This window comes from Paenibacillus sp. GbtcB18 (genome assembly GCF_019091125.1).
Taxonomy (GTDB): domain Bacteria; phylum Bacillota; class Bacilli; order Paenibacillales; family NBRC-103111; genus Paenibacillus_F; species Paenibacillus_F chitinolyticus.
Genome location: NZ_JAGXJX010000001.1, coordinates 589570 through 604446, shown reverse-complemented (window position 1 = coordinate 604446; position 14877 = coordinate 589570). Strand labels below are relative to the sequence as shown.

Annotated in this window: 14 protein-coding genes and 1 riboswitch; of the genes, 4 read left to right on the top strand and 10 right to left on the bottom strand. The window is 55.5% G+C overall.

Translation table 11 applies throughout. The annotated features are described in order from the left end of the window. Window positions 1–49 precede the first annotated feature (49 nt). Window positions 50–1282, bottom strand: coding sequence for a WD40/YVTN/BNR-like repeat-containing protein (locus tag KVT34_RS02980; protein WP_042227982.1), 1233 nt, complete (start codon window positions 1280–1282; stop codon window positions 50–52). 370 nt (window positions 1283–1652) lie between these two features. Between KVT34_RS02980 and KVT34_RS02975 the strand changes: the two genes are divergently transcribed. Then, window positions 1653–2522 (top strand): cation diffusion facilitator family transporter, encoded by an 870-nt coding sequence (locus KVT34_RS02975; RefSeq protein ID WP_217556594.1) that lies wholly within the window; start codon window positions 1653–1655, stop codon window positions 2520–2522. Window positions 2523–2605: 83 nt separating this feature from the next. Then, entirely contained in the window at window positions 2606–3256 is a 651-nt protein-coding gene (locus KVT34_RS02970) for a hypothetical protein (RefSeq protein WP_217556593.1), read from the top strand. A 183-nt stretch (window positions 3257–3439) separates the two neighbouring features. On the opposite strand, the gene KVT34_RS02965 is transcribed toward KVT34_RS02970, so the two are convergent. Then, window positions 3440–3931, bottom strand: a complete 492-nt coding sequence (locus tag KVT34_RS02965) for a cysteine dioxygenase (RefSeq protein ID WP_217556591.1) — start codon at window positions 3929–3931, stop codon at window positions 3440–3442. A 62-nt stretch (window positions 3932–3993) separates the two neighbouring features. Here KVT34_RS02965 and KVT34_RS02960 point away from each other — a divergent pair, with 62 nt between their 5' ends. Continuing rightward, window positions 3994–4380 (top strand): hypothetical protein, encoded by a 387-nt coding sequence (locus tag KVT34_RS02960; RefSeq protein WP_217556590.1) that lies wholly within the window; start codon window positions 3994–3996, stop codon window positions 4378–4380. Here the strand turns inward: KVT34_RS02960 and KVT34_RS02955 are convergent. The 6 genes from KVT34_RS02955 to KVT34_RS02930 all read right to left on the bottom strand — a co-directional run bounded on the left by KVT34_RS02955 (window position 4377) and on the right by KVT34_RS02930 (window position 9275). After that, complete coding sequence (locus KVT34_RS02955) at window positions 4377–5207, bottom strand: HAD family hydrolase (RefSeq protein WP_217556589.1); 831 nt, start codon at window positions 5205–5207, stop codon at window positions 4377–4379. The genes KVT34_RS02960 and KVT34_RS02955 overlap by 4 nt on opposite strands. Further along, the gene (locus KVT34_RS02950) at window positions 5200–5976 is read right to left on the bottom strand and encodes a DeoR/GlpR family DNA-binding transcription regulator (RefSeq protein WP_042227989.1); all 777 of its coding nucleotides are present in this window, start codon (window positions 5974–5976) and stop codon (window positions 5200–5202) included. Before KVT34_RS02950 ends, KVT34_RS02955 begins: the two co-directional genes overlap by 8 nt. A gap of 194 nt (window positions 5977–6170) precedes the next feature. Next, a complete protein-coding gene (locus KVT34_RS02945; protein WP_217557233.1) occupies window positions 6171–7109 on the bottom strand; it encodes an L-lactate dehydrogenase in 939 nt (312 codons plus the stop codon). Between the two features lie 87 nt (window positions 7110–7196). Further along, a complete protein-coding gene (locus tag KVT34_RS02940; protein WP_217556588.1) occupies window positions 7197–8084 on the bottom strand; it encodes an enolase-like domain-containing protein in 888 nt (295 codons plus the stop codon). A gap of 2 nt (window positions 8085–8086) precedes the next feature. Then, a riboswitch (cyclic di-AMP (ydaO/yuaA leader) is annotated at window positions 8087–8219 on the bottom strand. A gap of 250 nt (window positions 8220–8469) precedes the next feature. Further along, window positions 8470–9009 carry a DoxX family protein gene (locus KVT34_RS02935; RefSeq protein WP_217556587.1) on the bottom strand — a complete coding sequence of 180 codons (540 nt, stop codon included), beginning with the start codon at window positions 9007–9009 and terminating at the stop codon, window positions 8470–8472. 59 nt (window positions 9010–9068) lie between these two features. Beyond that, the gene (locus tag KVT34_RS02930) at window positions 9069–9275 is read right to left on the bottom strand and encodes a hypothetical protein (protein ID WP_217556586.1); all 207 of its coding nucleotides are present in this window, start codon (window positions 9273–9275) and stop codon (window positions 9069–9071) included. Between the two features lie 567 nt (window positions 9276–9842). On the opposite strand from KVT34_RS02930, the gene KVT34_RS02925 reads away from it, so the two are divergent. Further along, window positions 9843–10913 (top strand): acyltransferase family protein, encoded by a 1071-nt coding sequence (locus KVT34_RS02925; protein WP_217556585.1) that lies wholly within the window; start codon window positions 9843–9845, stop codon window positions 10911–10913. A 660-nt stretch (window positions 10914–11573) separates the two neighbouring features. Here the strand turns inward: KVT34_RS02925 and KVT34_RS02920 are convergent. Further along, window positions 11574–13922, bottom strand: coding sequence for a YcdB/YcdC domain-containing protein (locus KVT34_RS02920; protein WP_217556583.1), 2349 nt, complete (start codon window positions 13920–13922; stop codon window positions 11574–11576). Between the two features lie 68 nt (window positions 13923–13990). Continuing rightward, window positions 13991–14710, bottom strand: coding sequence for a potassium transporter TrkA (locus tag KVT34_RS02915; RefSeq protein ID WP_217556582.1), 720 nt, complete (start codon window positions 14708–14710; stop codon window positions 13991–13993). Window positions 14711–14877: the final 167 nt, after the last annotated feature.

Genomic DNA, 14877 nt, shown 5'->3' with positions numbered 1-14877 from the left:
CTAAATAAACCGCCCTTTACGGGGCGGTTTTTGGGTTGAAGCTTTATTTTTATAAAACGGACCACGATTTGCCGCCGTCTTTGGTCTGTACGAGAACAGACCTCTTCTGATCCTTCGTTTCGAGAAGAATCCAGCCGACATTTTCAGAAACAAATTGGAGCTGCGTCAATTGAGGATATTTGCTCCACGTTCTGGACAAAATTTTGTCCTCGTTCAGCGGTGCCCACGTTTTACCTTTGTCGGACGTATGATAGACGATATTTTTATCCAGGTACCACCCGTCGGTCTCGCTCAGGAAAAAAGGCAGCGTGAAGGCGTTGGACTCTTTGTCGGTTCCGACTTTGAAAGGCGCGTAACTCCAGTTGACGCCCCCGTCGTCCGTGAACAAGCCGTGGAACTGATCCGCCTCGCTGCTCGGACAGCTAAACGGAATCCAGCCCTTGCTGCGGTCCGATCCGAAGAAAACCGGCTGGAGCACGTCCACAACCTCGCAAGCTTCGCTGCTCCGGGCCGCGGCGATCACCTTGCTTTCCTTCCAGGTCCGCCCGCCGTCCTCGCTCCGGTACATCTTCGGCTGTCCTTTCACTTCCATGGAGAGCCAGCCTGTCCGCAGATTCTGAAAAGTCAGCCCGGTAATGGTGCCTTCCTGGGGAAGCTGGGCATCTGCCGCCCGCTGCCAAGTCGATCCTCCGTTGGAGGTGGAATACAGGATGCGGCCCGAGTCCGCCTTGGACGGGTCCGTGATGCTGAGCATCCAGCCGTTCTGCGGCGTCTGAAAATCCAGCACGACGGGATTCATCTGTTCGGGCAGATCCACGGCTTTCCAGCTTCCTCCCCCGTTCTCCGTCTGCCAGATCGTGGACTGCTTGCCCTCCAGGTCGCTGCGGACGATCCATCCTCTCTGCTTGTCGAGGAAGGATATCGCTTGCCCGTAGCCCGGTGAAAATTTAAAATTACCGGCCGACGGCGGGGATACGTTCTGCCAAGTCTGCCCGCCGTCCAGCGTCCGGTACATGCGCAAAGACTGATTCGTCACGCCCCAGGCATAACCCGTCCTTTCGTCGATCAGATGAAAATCGAGCAGCCTCGTCTGGATCTGAAACTCGGAAGGCGTATCCTTCTTGGTATCCGCTCCCGGTTTTGCCGTCGGCTGCGGTTCCGGAGTCACCGTAGGTTCCGGCGCCTGCGGCGCTTTGGCCTCGTTGGAGCCGGTACTCAGGCAGCCGCTTAACATGCCTGCAAGCAGCAGTCCTATCAGGAGCAGAGTGCTTCTGCGAATCATGCTGATACCTCCTAACCGATCAAATACAACCCTTTGTATTACTCTCTTGGCGGGCCTGTTGGTAAGCCTCTTTGTATGCCGTTTTGCCGGCAATCGGCGCTTTTTGTAATGGATAACATCCCTCTATAAAATTTCGCGGGGTTAAATACCTCACTCTATTGTAAAGAATTTTTCGCTTTCATTCCACCCCCGGCGAATATGGTGCTTGAAAAGCACGCCTTTTCCCCCTCTCCGAAAGTTGTCCGGTACCAACATAGTGGACCCGGCCCATGTTTTCAGCCGGGGGTCAACACTGTTTCTCTAGACCCACACGGGTATCGTCCGGTACGATAGAAGTCCAGAACTAAGCAGGGTAATGGAGGCAGCGCAAGTGGAAGCATACAACGACTTAAAACAAGGCGAACGGGGTGCCTGGACATCCATTGTCGCCTATATCGCACTGACCGTGCTTAAACTCGGCATCGGATACCAGGCCGGTTCGGAAGCGCTCACGGCCGACGGCCTCAACAATGCCACAGATCTGATCGCTTCCGTGGCGGTCCTCATCGGACTGCGGATCTCCCGCAAACCGCCTGACAGCGATCATCCTTACGGTCACTTCCGCGCCGAAACCATCGCGGCGCTCATCGCTTCCTTTATCATGTTTGCCGTCGGCATTCAGGTATTTATCCAAGCGATAAGCTCTTTCACGGGACCGAAGCTGGAAGCCCCCGGGATGCTTGCCGCTTGGGTCGCTTTGCTGTGCGCGGCGATTATGTACGGGGTGTATGTCTACAATATCCGGCTTGCCCGCAGGATCAACAACAAAGCGCTGCTGGCCGCCGCTTACGACAACCGTTCGGACGCTTTCGTCAGCCTGGCCGCATTCGCGGGCATTATCGGCGCGAGGCTCGGGCTTCCCTGGCTCGATCCCGTCGCGGCCGTTCTCGTGTCCTTGCTGATCTGCAAGACGGCCTGGGGCATTTTCATCGATGCCGCCCACGCCTTAACGGACGGCTTCGACGACAAAAAGCTGGCGCTCTATAAACAGACGATTGCCGGCACACCCGGTGTGGAAGCCATCGAAGACGTCAGAGCCCGCGTTCACGGCAATCAGGTGCTTCTCGACGTCGTGATCGTCGTGGATCACCAGCTGACCGTCGCCCAGAGCCACGATATCGCGGAGGACGTGGAGCAGCGGATGCTCCGCAAGCACAAGGTCGGTCATGTGCATGTGCACGTCGAGCCGACCCCGATGTAACCCGGGACGATTATCTCTTGAACCTCACGCTGCGTCATGTGTTATTCTCCATAACATAGCCATAAAGCAGAGGTGATGTTCGATTGTTAGATTTTATTTTGCAGTATAAGTGGGCGTTTTTTATCGTGGGAGAGGCGGTTTTCTGGTGCAGTATCGTGTGCTTTCTCCTGCTTCGCTACGTCTGGAACTACCGGAAACTGAGCAAGCTGTTTATCCTGCTGTTCCTGCTGAGCGATTTGTGGATGGCGGCCATCGGCTACCTGGATTACAGACGGACCGGACAATTCGAGACCTTTCAGCTGGTGATCCTGATCTTTCTCGCTTACGCGCTGTTCTTCGGACGGGGCGATCTGCGCAAGCTGGATGCCTTTATCGCCCGAAAGACGGCCAAATGGCGGGGCATACCGGAAAACGAACTTCCTCCCCCGGCGCTTAAATTAACGGGAGCCGCACATACATGCCGCGAGCTGAAAAATTTCTCCGTTCATTTCATTCTCTATGCCGCCGTTACGGCCGTCCTGATCGTGACATACGGAATTTTGCCTGCGGGATCACTCCCTCCCGAACCCTCGGGTCCGCTTGCGCTCCGCCTGGTCTTGGCAGGCATCGTGAACCACGAGACTGCGGCCTCCGTTTTGAAAGTATGGAGTATCATTCTGGCCGTTGACGCCGCCATTACGTTGTCGTATGTCATTTTTCCCAAAAAGCCGAAAAAGACCGCGACTCCGGGATAGCTTGTTGTCCGCGGTGTGATCGTTATAAAGGCCAGGGCGCATGTCCGGCCGCTTGAGAAAACAGCTCAAAAAGCCCTGAATGAAACAGGGCTTTTTCTTTTTGCAGAACCGGCTGCCGGAGGGCGTCCGCACCAAACCCGGGATTCGGTCGGGCCGGCAGATGTGCAGACTCACGCGTGAACATCAGATCACGAAATCGAGGACCTCGCGGTAGGGCAGGTACGCTTTCGTCCCCGTTAAGGGAGGCGAATACACGTGAAGGCTTACAATCCGTTCCTCATGTTCGTTGCGCATTTCGTGAATTTGCCCGCGTGGCGCATACATACACTCCCCAGCCGCGACGGGAGCCGCCATAAAAGGCTCGGGATAACCGCCCCGGTCCAGTTCGTACCATACATTGAGCATCTCGCCTTCAATAACGCGGGCGCAGCCGATCGAAGACCCGTGGTCGTGAATAGCCGTTTTGCTGTGCCCCGGCAGATGGATCACGACGACTTCCACATCGGCAGTCCGAAGCAGCACATGCCGGCCGTAGGCCAGCCGCTCCGGCTCGGTAACGTACGGGGAAATTTTGTCCCTCGTCAGGGACAAAGCTTCCAGCCCGGCCCTCAGCTCGTTCATCGTCGGTTTTTTTAAGCCGCCGAAGTGTTGTTCAATCGATTGAAGCAGATTCATGCCGCATCCTCCTGTATATCAGGTATTCTTATGGAATGAATAACGGGAATTGATATCAGGATATGGGCGGAACAGCAGGTTGGTGCCTGATTGTGGCAGTCGAATATTCAAAGGAGTCCGGCGTGCGGGGCTCCGCATCGTTAAAAACCCGTCCGGGTATCCCGGACGGGCTTTTTCGCGTTATTGTCGTTGGCCGCCGTTGTGCCGCACCGGGCACAGGTGATGCGCGCCGGGTAAGCCCGTGTGGGCGGCTTCTCCCGCAAAACGCCTGCAGACCCGCAGGATCACGCTCCCACCCGCGGAAAGCTTCCTTGGGCGCGGGCGGGATTACGCTCCTGCCGGGTCCGCTCCGGCTGACGAACACCGCCGGCCGTCCTGCGGCTGCAGGAACAGACGGGGCTGGCTTCGAAAGCCGGGAAGCTTCGGCCGTACGGCCGCTCCGGCGTTAGACCTGCGCTTCCGCCGCCTCATTGCCGCGGCCGCTGCGGTTGTGCTCCAGAACAGCCGTGACCATTTCCGCCACCGACGAAGTCGTATGACCGGCTCCCGCTTTTACCTCATCCCGGCTTTTGATCATCGCAAAGCTGTGAGGCGTCAGGGCGAACATCGGCAGATCGTTAAAGGAATCGCCGACGCAGGCGGCTTCGTCATGCTTCAGCCCGAGCTCTTTAAGCAGCCGGGCCAAGCCTACTCCTTTGGAAATCCCCGCCGGCATCAGGTCCATGCAGTCATGATCGGAAATGACGGCTTCCACGCTGCCCGCATATTTTTGCATCAGTTCCTCGCGAAAAGACAGAAGCTTCTCCATATCGCCGAACAGGGAAAGTTTGCACGGCTTCACCTGCCCTGAGCGGATCTCCCGGCCGATATCGGCCTGGTGAACGACGGGGCTGAGCTGACGCTCTTCATAAGGCCGGGAAGCGTCCGTACTTTTATGAAGGCGAATCGTTTCGTCCGAGCAGCAGACGAAGAATACGATTTCCCGCTTCGAGACAATTTCGAACAAGTCGGATGCGTGGTCCGCCGGGAAATGCGAAGCGTTCACCTGCTCCCCTTCCCGGGTGTAAACCGCGGAGCCGTTCTGGCTGATGCCGTATGCCTTCACCCCGACACGGTCCATAATCTTGCGGATATCGGGATACAGCCGGCCCGATGCGATGCAAATCTGTACGCCCTGCCCGGCCGCCTCCCGCAGCATACGGGCATCCGCGTCCGCAACCTCCAGATCGGCATTCATGAGTGTACCGTCCAAATCCGTAACGATCAATTTAATCATGCTGATTGTCCCCCTCTACGATGAGCAGCTCCACATCATGCCTTTCCAGCAGGCGGAGCATACTTTCTTCCGGTTCCCGGTCCGTCACGATCACATCCAGATCGTCCAGACCCGCAACTTTATAAAACAACTGCTTGCCGAACTTCGTATGGTCCGCCAAAACGACGACACGGTCGGCTCTGCGGATCATTTCACGTTTGATGGAGCCGTCCTCTTCATGCGGATAGGACAATCCGTCCGGACTGATTCCACAGGCGCCGAGAAAGAGCGTATCGACGTAATAATCCGCCAGCTGCGCGAGAGCGGTCGCTCCGAACAGAAACCGGTGCTCCAGTTCCAGCTGGCCGCCAAGCATATGCACCTTCAAGCTTTTATTGTCCGCCAGTTTCGCCGCAATATCGATGGAATTCGTCACGATCACGTTGCCCGTCGTCCGAATGTGCTCTGCGACCGTCGCAACCGTCGTGGACGTGTCGAGAAACAAGTAATGCCCGTCGCGGATCAGCTTGGCGGCTTCCCGGCCGATCTGCCTCTTCTCGTCCGTAGCCCTCTGCATCCGGTCCTTATAAGCGGTTACCGCACGGTTAAGGGTCGGCAGCATAGCGCCTCCGCGGGTCCTTACGATTAGCCCGATCTCATCCATCCGCACGAGATCCCTGCGGGCGGTATCCCGCGACACGTCAAATCGGTCGCAGATTTCCTTAACGTCCATCCGCTGATGTTCCCTTAAGTATTCCATAATCGCTTCGATTCGTTCTTCCTGAAACATATCGGCACACCCTTAAGTGAATTCATGCAAAACGGTAATTGTTTATAAGTAATTATAAGTTTTGTTAAGTGAATTTGTCAATTCAATTGTACGATCCCTTAAAAAACACTTACGGCATGCAAAAAAACGGCTGATAGCCAGCCGCTTTTTCAACGTTTTATTCACTTGATCAATCCTTGTTCATGTCTCTGCGCTTACAGGCGTTCCGAAATCGAATCGATCATTTCCCGGATCTTGGCTCCCGATTTGCGCAGATTGTTCTCTTCCTCATCGCTTAAAGGCAGCGTAATGACCTCCCGCACGCCCGTCCGGTCCACAATACACGGAACCCCGAGATAAACGTCGGACAGTCCGTGGTAACTGGAAACAAACGTCGAGACGTTCAGCACCGCGCCTTCGTCGCGCAGAATCGCCGTACAGATCCGGTCGAGCGCCAACGCGATCGCGTAATACGTCGATCCCTTCGCCTCGATAATCTGGTAAGCCGCGTCCCGCGTATTCTGGAAAATTTCGTCCTTATCCTCTTGATTCAATTCGAGAGGCAGTCCGGCAAAATTAGCCAAGCTCCACAAAGGCACTTCCGAGTCTCCGTGCTCCCCGATAATCGCCGCATGAATGCTGCGCGGGTCCACTTGAAGCTTCTCGCCGATCAAATAGCGGAAACGCGCGCTATCCAGCAAAGTTCCCGAGCCGATGACGCGGTTAACGGGCCATTCGGATTTTTTCCATGTAAAATAAGACATGATATCAACCGGATTGGTCGCCACCAGAATAATGCCTGTCTGATTGTACTTCGTCACATTCTCGACGATGCCGTTAAAAATGTCGACGTTGCGCTTAAGCAGATCGAGACGGGTCTCCCCTTGCTTTTGCGCGACGCCCGCACAAATAATGATAATATCGGCGCCTTCACAGTCGGAATAGTCCCCCGCCCATACTTTCACCCTGCCCGTAAACGGCAGGCCGTGGTTCATATCCAGTGCGTCCCCGTTCGCTTTTGCGTGATTATAATCGATGAGGACAAGCTCGGACATCCGCTCTCTGAGCAGCAGAGTGTACGCCGTGGTGGAACCTACGGCACCGGTTCCGATGACCACGATACGTGATTTTTTAAGTGATTCCTGGTTGTTCAATTCGTTAGTAGACACGAGAACCTCTCCTTTCAGGGGAATTCTGGTATTATTGTAGGCGAACTCCCCCTCAAAAGCAAACGTTCCGTTCTATAAAACGACAAAATAAGCCCGGGATTCTGCAAAAAGCACCGGCTGATCCAGCTGAAAACCGGTTCCGGCTATTCCCTCGCCGGCCTGCAGCGGAGCAAGGCGCACCGGTTCCGGGTTGCCGCCCTCTTCCAGCCAGTCCGCTCCCAGCACCGCAGCGGTGTGCTCCCACAAGCAGCAGGCCGGACCGATCAAATAATCTTTGTGCATCGCCAGCGCCATTCCTTCCTGCCGGAGCATGCACGCGTTGCGCAAATCGTCCAGCAGAGAGCCGCAGCAGCCGGGGTGAAGTTCCCTCTCGGCCTGGAAGAGCCCGCTTACCGGGAACTCGCGGTCCGCCTCAGCGTATCCGAAGCCCACCGCCTGTCTCACGCGAGAAGAAAAGAGCGGTTCCGCGACCGGACAAGGGCCGCCTCCGACACTCCGGGCGGCAGCCGTTTCCGGGCGGAAGGAGCCGTTTCCTGAACGTCCGGAATGTCCGGCGATTCCGAAATTTCCGAAACTGCCGAAGCCGCTGAAGCTTCCGAGAACGTCCACAAACGGTTTGTGCAGCGATCGGGCCTTCAGATCGTACAAGGCCATTTCCACCAGATCCGCCTTCACACTCCCCCAGAGTACACGGTACAAGCGAACAGTGTCTAGCGCTTGCGCCAGCGTGCTTTTTTGAAAGCGGTACAGAAACCGGGCCCAATTCACAAGATCGAAATGCTTCTCGCCCACAGACATCAAACATTCTCCCCAGCCTGTCTCTCCGCCCTCGTCCGTGAGTTTCAATAGCCCGTACCTGCAGTTCTCAAGCTTTCCTCTGGCATGATGGTAACAGCAGGGTACATCGAATTCAAACAATTCAATCCGGATAATTCGTCGGTCCATTTCTTCCTTTTCCACTCCTTTTCTCCCAATGACGCCTGCGAGGTTAGCTGTCGGGTTCGGATTTGAGAGGCCCCTACGGAATAAACATTCCGATTCACCCCAGTTCGTGGGTCCCCCGCTTCTCTTACGAGAATTAAGCGCGCAGATGAAGATGATGGTTAGGCCGCAGCAGGCGTCCGGACATTGCGTCCGAAGCCTGATCTGACGGACCATGAGAGTATGTTACCTCCGCGAATAGGGCCTGTAAACAATCCCGAAGGACAGCCCGCATCCATTCTCTTCCATGTAACCCTATTCATTTGAGTGTTGCTTCTTCAAGCTGATTCAAGCTCATTCTTTCTCCGTTTAACAAAAAAAAGCCCCGGATACCCGGGGCTTTTTTGAAGATCATTTTATTCTGTCAGATATGGGCGCGTGTCTTGCCTCCACCGAGGGTAGGGTTTGCGCCGTGATCTCCGCGATGGCGAAGGAGCTTGCGGAGGTAAGGAAGGATGTAATAGTCGGCTCCGAACTTGCCGGCGTTGGCTCCAGCGGCGATGACGATGACACCGAGCAGAATCATCCAAGGGTTAGTGCTTACGGTACCTGCGAAGAGGAACATGAAGTTCATCAGGACTCCGAAGAATGCTGCCGCCGTTGTCAGTGCGCCGAGGACAAGACCCAGACCTACCAAGAACTCTCCGAGCGGAATCAGTACGTTAAACAGTTTGGCGTTCGGCAGTGCGAAGTTTTCCAGGAATGCGGTGAAGGTCGGATAGACCAGCTCATTGGTCGCTTTATCCATAACCGGCTTCGCTACCGCGCCTTTCAGGAAGCCCGTAGCGTCAAATCCGCCCGTCAGCTTGTGCCATCCTCCCGTAATCCAAGCGTATCCGAGATAGAAGCGGAGGATCACCATCAGACCTGCCGCATAAACGTTCGTTCTCAACCAGTTAAACATATGAATTTCCCCTTTCAAGCTGCGTATTCTGTATTGGATGTTGAGTGTGTTTCCTATATTTAGAGCCAGTACTGCTCGATCAAGCCACATTCCGCTTCCAGAGGAAGGGGAAGTCCGGTTTTGCCTGCGTTTTGCGCCTTGGCGGTTTGCCAAGTCTGCACACAGTCGAAGCACAAATCCTTATAACCTTCGGGATGTGTCTGAAGCCGTGCTCCGCATGCCTGACAATGTGCGGGTGCCGCGTTTACAAGATGAAGGGCGGTCATGATACTCGCATCCTTTCGTTTATCCCGTATTTTATTGTGAATATTTTCACATTCTTAGCCGTAAAAAGCTTTCTCTTCTTCCCGAATCATTCAGGAAGATCGGATGAGCCGGCGGAGCCTTCGACTCTGGATACCAGAGGCTTTAACCGGCAGTCTTCGCAAACCCAGGCGGACACTGTTTCTTTGGCTGCGTGGATACGGGAACCGCACTGTGGGCATCTTCCTTGTTGAACTTGCGGGTCAGCTGTCTCTTTCATGGCTCCTTCACCTTCTTTCGTGTGTTGTTCTCTCTTTCTGACTTTAGTATAGTCCTCGCCAAGAGTTATGTATGTGATATTTATCACACTTAGCCCAAAATAAGTGATTATAATCATGTTCAAACATTCTTCATAATGAAAACCGTTACTTAATATGTGCATGTGAATAATATCACAATCACTTAAAACAAGAAGTTCTATACTTTCTTTAGATAGCTAAATTCCTTTAACAGCCGCATCCAGCAGGTTTGGCTGCTTGCGTTTCTTCTATAAGAATAAAACCAAATTTACATAAAGCGAGATGACTCCTATGCGAAACCCGACCGCCGTGTATTTTACCAATGTCCGTTTTTTTCTGATTCTGCTCGTTGTTCTGGTCAACCTGCTGCTTACCCTGCCGCCTCTGCCGGATGCAGCGCAAGCTGTCGTGACCGCCATCTTCACTTTTCATCTGCCGGTGTTTGTGCTTGTAACCGGTTATTTCGCCAAAAAGTACTGGCAGACACCCGAGGCGGCAGCCGGCATGCTGCGGATCGCCCTGCAGTATCTCTTCTTTCAGACGCTGTACTCGGTCCTGGATCTGTTCTGGCTCCACAGCCCCGGCATCCGGCATTCGTTCTGGCTTCCGTATTGGATGCTCTGGTTTCTGACCGCGCACTTCGGCTGGAAGCTGCTGCTTATCCCGTTCGCCCGGCTCAAACATCCGGTGGCCGCCGCCGTCCTGCTCGGCGTCGCGGCCGGCTTCCTGCCGGCGGAAGCGGGCGCGTGGCTCGGCTTGACGCGCACGCTCGTGTTCTTCCCGTTCTTCCTCGCCGGATACTACTGGCGGGAAGAACGGGAGCCCCGCCGGCGCGCGGCCACGCAGCGCCGCGCGATCCGGGCCGCCGCGGCGCTGCTGCTGCTGGCGCTGCCCGCGTTCTGGCACGCGGCGGGCGCAGACACCGCCGCGCAGTGGCTCGCCGGCGGCAGCAGCTACGCGCAGCTCGGCGTCCCCGCCGCGGCCGGCACGATGCTGCGCCTCGGCTGCTATGCGGCGCAAGCCGCCGCATCGGCCACGTTCCTGCTGCTGCTCCCGCGCGCGGAAAGCCGCTTGACCGTCCTCGGAGGACGGACGGTCTATGTCTTCCTGCTGCATGGCGCCGCCATCAAGCTGCTGGGCGCAGCCGGGCTCCTGCAGCTCCTCGCCCGGCTGATGGACGCGGGAGCGGCGGGAACTGCCGCGGCTCTTGCAGCGGGATGCGCGGCCGCAGCCGTGATCGTGGCCGCGCTGTCGGGCCGCCGGTTCGCCGCGGTCATGCGGCCCTGCATCGAGCCGGACGCGGCCCGGGCCCTGCGCTGGCTGCAGCGGAGGCTGCCCGGCCGGGCGCGCAGCACATACTAGCCGCCGCGCGGGACCCTCGGCTCGGCGGCTCGGAGTCTCCGCATCTTGCGTGCTTCCGGCGTGCGGGCTGTTATGCGGCCTCAAACGGCACGCAGAGTCTACGGCCTGCGATGCGGTCCCAAGCAGCACGCGGAGCCTCCAACCTGCCGTGCAGCCTCTAGCCGCACGCAAAGTCTACGGCCTGCGATGCGGTCCCAAGCGGCACGCGGAGTCGCCAGCCTGCGATGCGATCCAAGTGGCAACTGGTCAGACGCGTGTCTGGCGCGTCAGGCTCCATCGCACCGAAGCCGCGCTTTGGGCACCAGCCGTGGAGCCTACTTGTATCCGACTCCGCTTTTAGCAGGTCATGAAGCTGACTTTGCACGCCGCAACAGATTCGCACCGCGAATAAGCCCGGCCTGAATCATTCAGGCCGGGCTTATTCAATGCCGTTCTATTAACTTCACTTCCGGACTATATGCCGCTCCGCTAACTCCTCATCGTTCACGTATCGTGCAGCATTTTTTTCAACTATTCTTTAGAACTTCGTTACTGTCACGACTGAGCCCCGCGCGCACGCTTTCTTCCCGCGCCAGGTTATGTCCCTATCGCTCGTTTTGACGCCTCGTTCATCTCGCAAAGCTGGATCTGCTTCGTCTTTGTCCCGGGCTCTTCCCCCGCTTAATAAGATATCGGCTGATCCGTTTTGCCTTGAAGCCCCGCCAACCTCATCAGAACGATGGCCGCCTGCGCCCGCGTCACTGCGTCCTGAGGTCGGAATTCGCCCCCGATATCCTGCAGCAGGCCCAGCTTCATGACGAGGAAAACGTCCGCTTTGTTTGTGATGCGGCCTTCATCTGTGACGGCAAGTTTGCCGAGCGGCTTATCCAGCAAGGACGACAGTTTCTCGTACCGGAGCTCGTTCACAAGCGCCGATGCCAGCTTCTCCCGCGTCAAAGGCTCATCCACGCCGAGCTTCCTGTCCGGGTCCGGCTGCAACCGGTTCATATCCGTCAGCAAACTGACGGTCCGATAGTACGGGCTCCCCGGCCGCACATCCGCATAAAGCGCCTCATCCATGCGGTAGTTCTCTCCGTAATACGAATCCGGTCTGATTCCGCGGGCGAACATGGTCAGCCAGTCTCCGTAAGTAAGAACGGCATCCGGGTTCAGATTGCCATCCGCGCCGGGAACGAGAACTTGGAGACGGACGAGTTCCGCCAACTCTTTTTGCGCCCAATGTCCCGAAATATCCTTCCCCTCGGACGGCTTAGCCGCAGCCGGTACCGGCCTCAAATCACGCAGCTTACCCGACGCGGCATCAAGCACCTGCGAGGCCGTTTCCTCCTCTGAACCTTGCCGGTAAACAAGCAGCAGTTTTCTTTCTTTATCGTCGCCGCCCGTGTAAAACGCCCCGTTCATCGTATAGGACAAGCTCACCCGGCCGTCAGCCTGAAGCCGCTTCAATGCCTCTTCCTTCGTTACGGCGGCAGGATTCACCGCCTTCAAAGCCTCCTCAATCGCCTCCTGCTCATAGGGAAGCTGGAGGGTGTAGAGACTGCCGTCTCCGTTTAAGTTAAGGATAATCTGCTGATCCTGGACGGGAATTCCGTTATAGAACCGCTGAAACTGATACGTAAACGGTTCGTTTTTCTTAGATGAGACGTTGTCTTTTCCCGCACTGTTCTTCTTCACCAGTTTCCAATTTTCAGAAGCCTGCGGAACGAGCTCGTCAAATAATTGGAGCGCTCTCGCATCCGCGGATTCCGTCGGTATGCTTCGCGTCTTTACATTCGGATTTTGGTTCCAGGGCGGATAAATCCCGTTCTCGCTCAGTTCCAGGATTTGACCCGTCCGGGTGTCGACAATCGCATGGGTACCGTGTCCGTTCTCCTCCTTCCAGTTCAGACTCCAGACGACCTGCCCCGGCGTACGCCAGCCTTCCTGCTCGGACTTCTGGGTAAGCTTGCTTCCCTCCGGAACGTACCCCGTCGCTTTTACGAGTTCTTCGGCTTGCTCCGCACTTAACGGTCCTCCCGTATGCGCTTTGAAAGAAGCTCCTGTTCTCGGGACATCCGCGTAGGCCGAAGTGCCGTACGCGGCATACAGCCCATGAAATACATACTCTCCGGTTTGAGCGTCGACAGGGGCATAAAAGATCGGGTTCCGCACATAACCGAGTATCCATTCTTTTGGGCCCGATCCGTTCTGAAGCTTTACATATTGCAAATCGACCGCAAAATCCTTCTTATATTTGGCGGCGGCTTCCCGCTCGCTTATTTTGGGGGTCGGGGAAGGATACGAGCTTTTGTGCAAACTGGCAAGCAGCCCCGTAACCCGGCCGTCCCCCCTCACCTGGACGTTGATGCCTTCGAAATCGACAAACAGGCCGTTCACTTTACGTCTGAATGTAAAATCGTACAGGACCGGACCGAAAAGCGCGCTTTGCGAGCCGTAGGAAAGAAAGGATTCCAGCTTATCGTTTTGCAAGGACGGAATCGCCTTTTTCACAAACTCCAGCGCGATCTGGGCAGCTTTCTCCTGGTTGACTGCCGGCGGATAAAAGCTCTCTTCCTCTTTAAGCCAGGCTCCGGGAAATGAAGTCGACCAAACATCTCCTGTCCGGGCATCCACCTCACTGTGAAAGGAAGAAGTGGAATTTCCCTTCGTCACAGACCAGGATATGGTCCATACAAGCCTCGGAACAGGGGGAAAGCGATTCGTGGACTCACCCAGACTCGCCGACGATACTTCTACATTTTTCAAGTCGGGAAATAATTCCCTTAATCTGCCGATCGCCTTTTCCTTTGTAATCTTCGCTTCTTTTTCCAAAATGGCGCTATCCGAGGATTCGGACGGCTGGGCCGGACCGCTTCCGGACACGATTTTCGCGTCCTCCTGAAACCTGTACGCCGAAGCGGAGTCATTCGCCGCATTTGTCACTCCGGGCAGCAGAAGACCGACTCCAAGAGAGCCGGCCACCGTAAGCATACCCGCTTTACGCAAGCGGGAAGCGCGTTTGTCGTTCATCTATATCCCTCTCCCAGTCTGTTAGAGTTTTCCATATTATTAAACGCATGGAAGAAGGAATAGTTTCGTTATAAGAGGGAGACCGTCTTATTTTCATCTACCAGATTTTCATGCCGATGCTCCAATTCTTTGCTGAATTTTTCAGAGATCTGCTTTTTGTTTCCGTATACGTACAGAACATCGCCCGCTTCTATTCGGGTATCGGAATTCTCGCCCCGTCTCCGGATTCTTAAGGGCCCCCGCTGGACAAAGAGCAGGTTAATGTCTTCATTGGCCGTGCACAGATCGTCGATATGACAATGCACGAACTCGGATTTTTCAATAACGGGAATATCAATGATCCAGTCCTCTTCGTCATTATATAGAAGTTCACTTACCGGCAGCTCTTCCACGCCTTCATCTTCCTCCAGAGGCGCATGAAGTTTTTTGCTCAGCCGTTCTTGCATCGGCTTCAGTTTTAAAACGAGCAGCAGAAAAACCAGAATACCCGTTATGACCAGCAGCTCCGGTAGTCTGAACCGCTTTTCGAGCAGGTTGGACACCAGCGTAATGATGACGGCAAGAGAAAACACGCCGAATAAAATCAAAAAAATACCGATTCGCCTGCGAACCGGATGCCGGATAATGAGCTCGGATTCCTGTGTGGTGAAACCCGTGCCCGTCAGCAAGGAAGTGACTTGAAAGCGGGCAATTTCGTTGTCAAGCCCGGTGAGCATCATCAATACCGCCGAAATTTCGATAACGAGCAGGACGATCCCCAAATAGATGACGATTAACAGTAGCTCCATAATACGCCTCCCAGCCTCTACACCTTTTCAATAACCGCTCCCGCGGGTATGTGAAACTAACAGCATTTACCTTTCGTCGGTCACGTTTACCATTTTCCGAGGCGCTTATACAGCCTGCTCTGCCGGGAATTTCCCGGCCGATTGACTCAGCCGCACCTGCAATGCGA

Coding starts and splice junctions, on each gene's coding strand:
- KVT34_RS02980 (WP_042227982.1), bottom strand. CDS start 1,282: ATGATTCGCAGAAGCACTCTGCTCCTGATAGGACTGCTGCTTGCAGGC.
- KVT34_RS02965 (WP_217556591.1), bottom strand. CDS start 3,931: ATGAATCTGCTTCAATCGATTGAACAACACTTCGGCGGCTTAAAAAAA.
- KVT34_RS02960 (WP_217556590.1), top strand. CDS start 3,994: ATGGGCGGAACAGCAGGTTGGTGCCTGATTGTGGCAGTCGAATATTCA.
- KVT34_RS02955 (WP_217556589.1), bottom strand. CDS start 5,207: ATGATTAAATTGATCGTTACGGATTTGGACGGTACACTCATGAATGCC.
- KVT34_RS02950 (WP_042227989.1), bottom strand. CDS start 5,976: ATGTTTCAGGAAGAACGAATCGAAGCGATTATGGAATACTTAAGGGAA.
- KVT34_RS02935 (WP_217556587.1), bottom strand. CDS start 9,009: ATGTTTAACTGGTTGAGAACGAACGTTTATGCGGCAGGTCTGATGGTG.
- KVT34_RS02930 (WP_217556586.1), bottom strand. CDS start 9,275: ATGACCGCCCTTCATCTTGTAAACGCGGCACCCGCACATTGTCAGGCA.
- KVT34_RS02925 (WP_217556585.1), top strand. CDS start 9,843: ATGCGAAACCCGACCGCCGTGTATTTTACCAATGTCCGTTTTTTTCTG.
- KVT34_RS02920 (WP_217556583.1), bottom strand. CDS start 13,922: ATGAACGACAAACGCGCTTCCCGCTTGCGTAAAGCGGGTATGCTTACG.
- KVT34_RS02915 (WP_217556582.1), bottom strand. CDS start 14,710: ATGGAGCTACTGTTAATCGTCATCTATTTGGGGATCGTCCTGCTCGTT.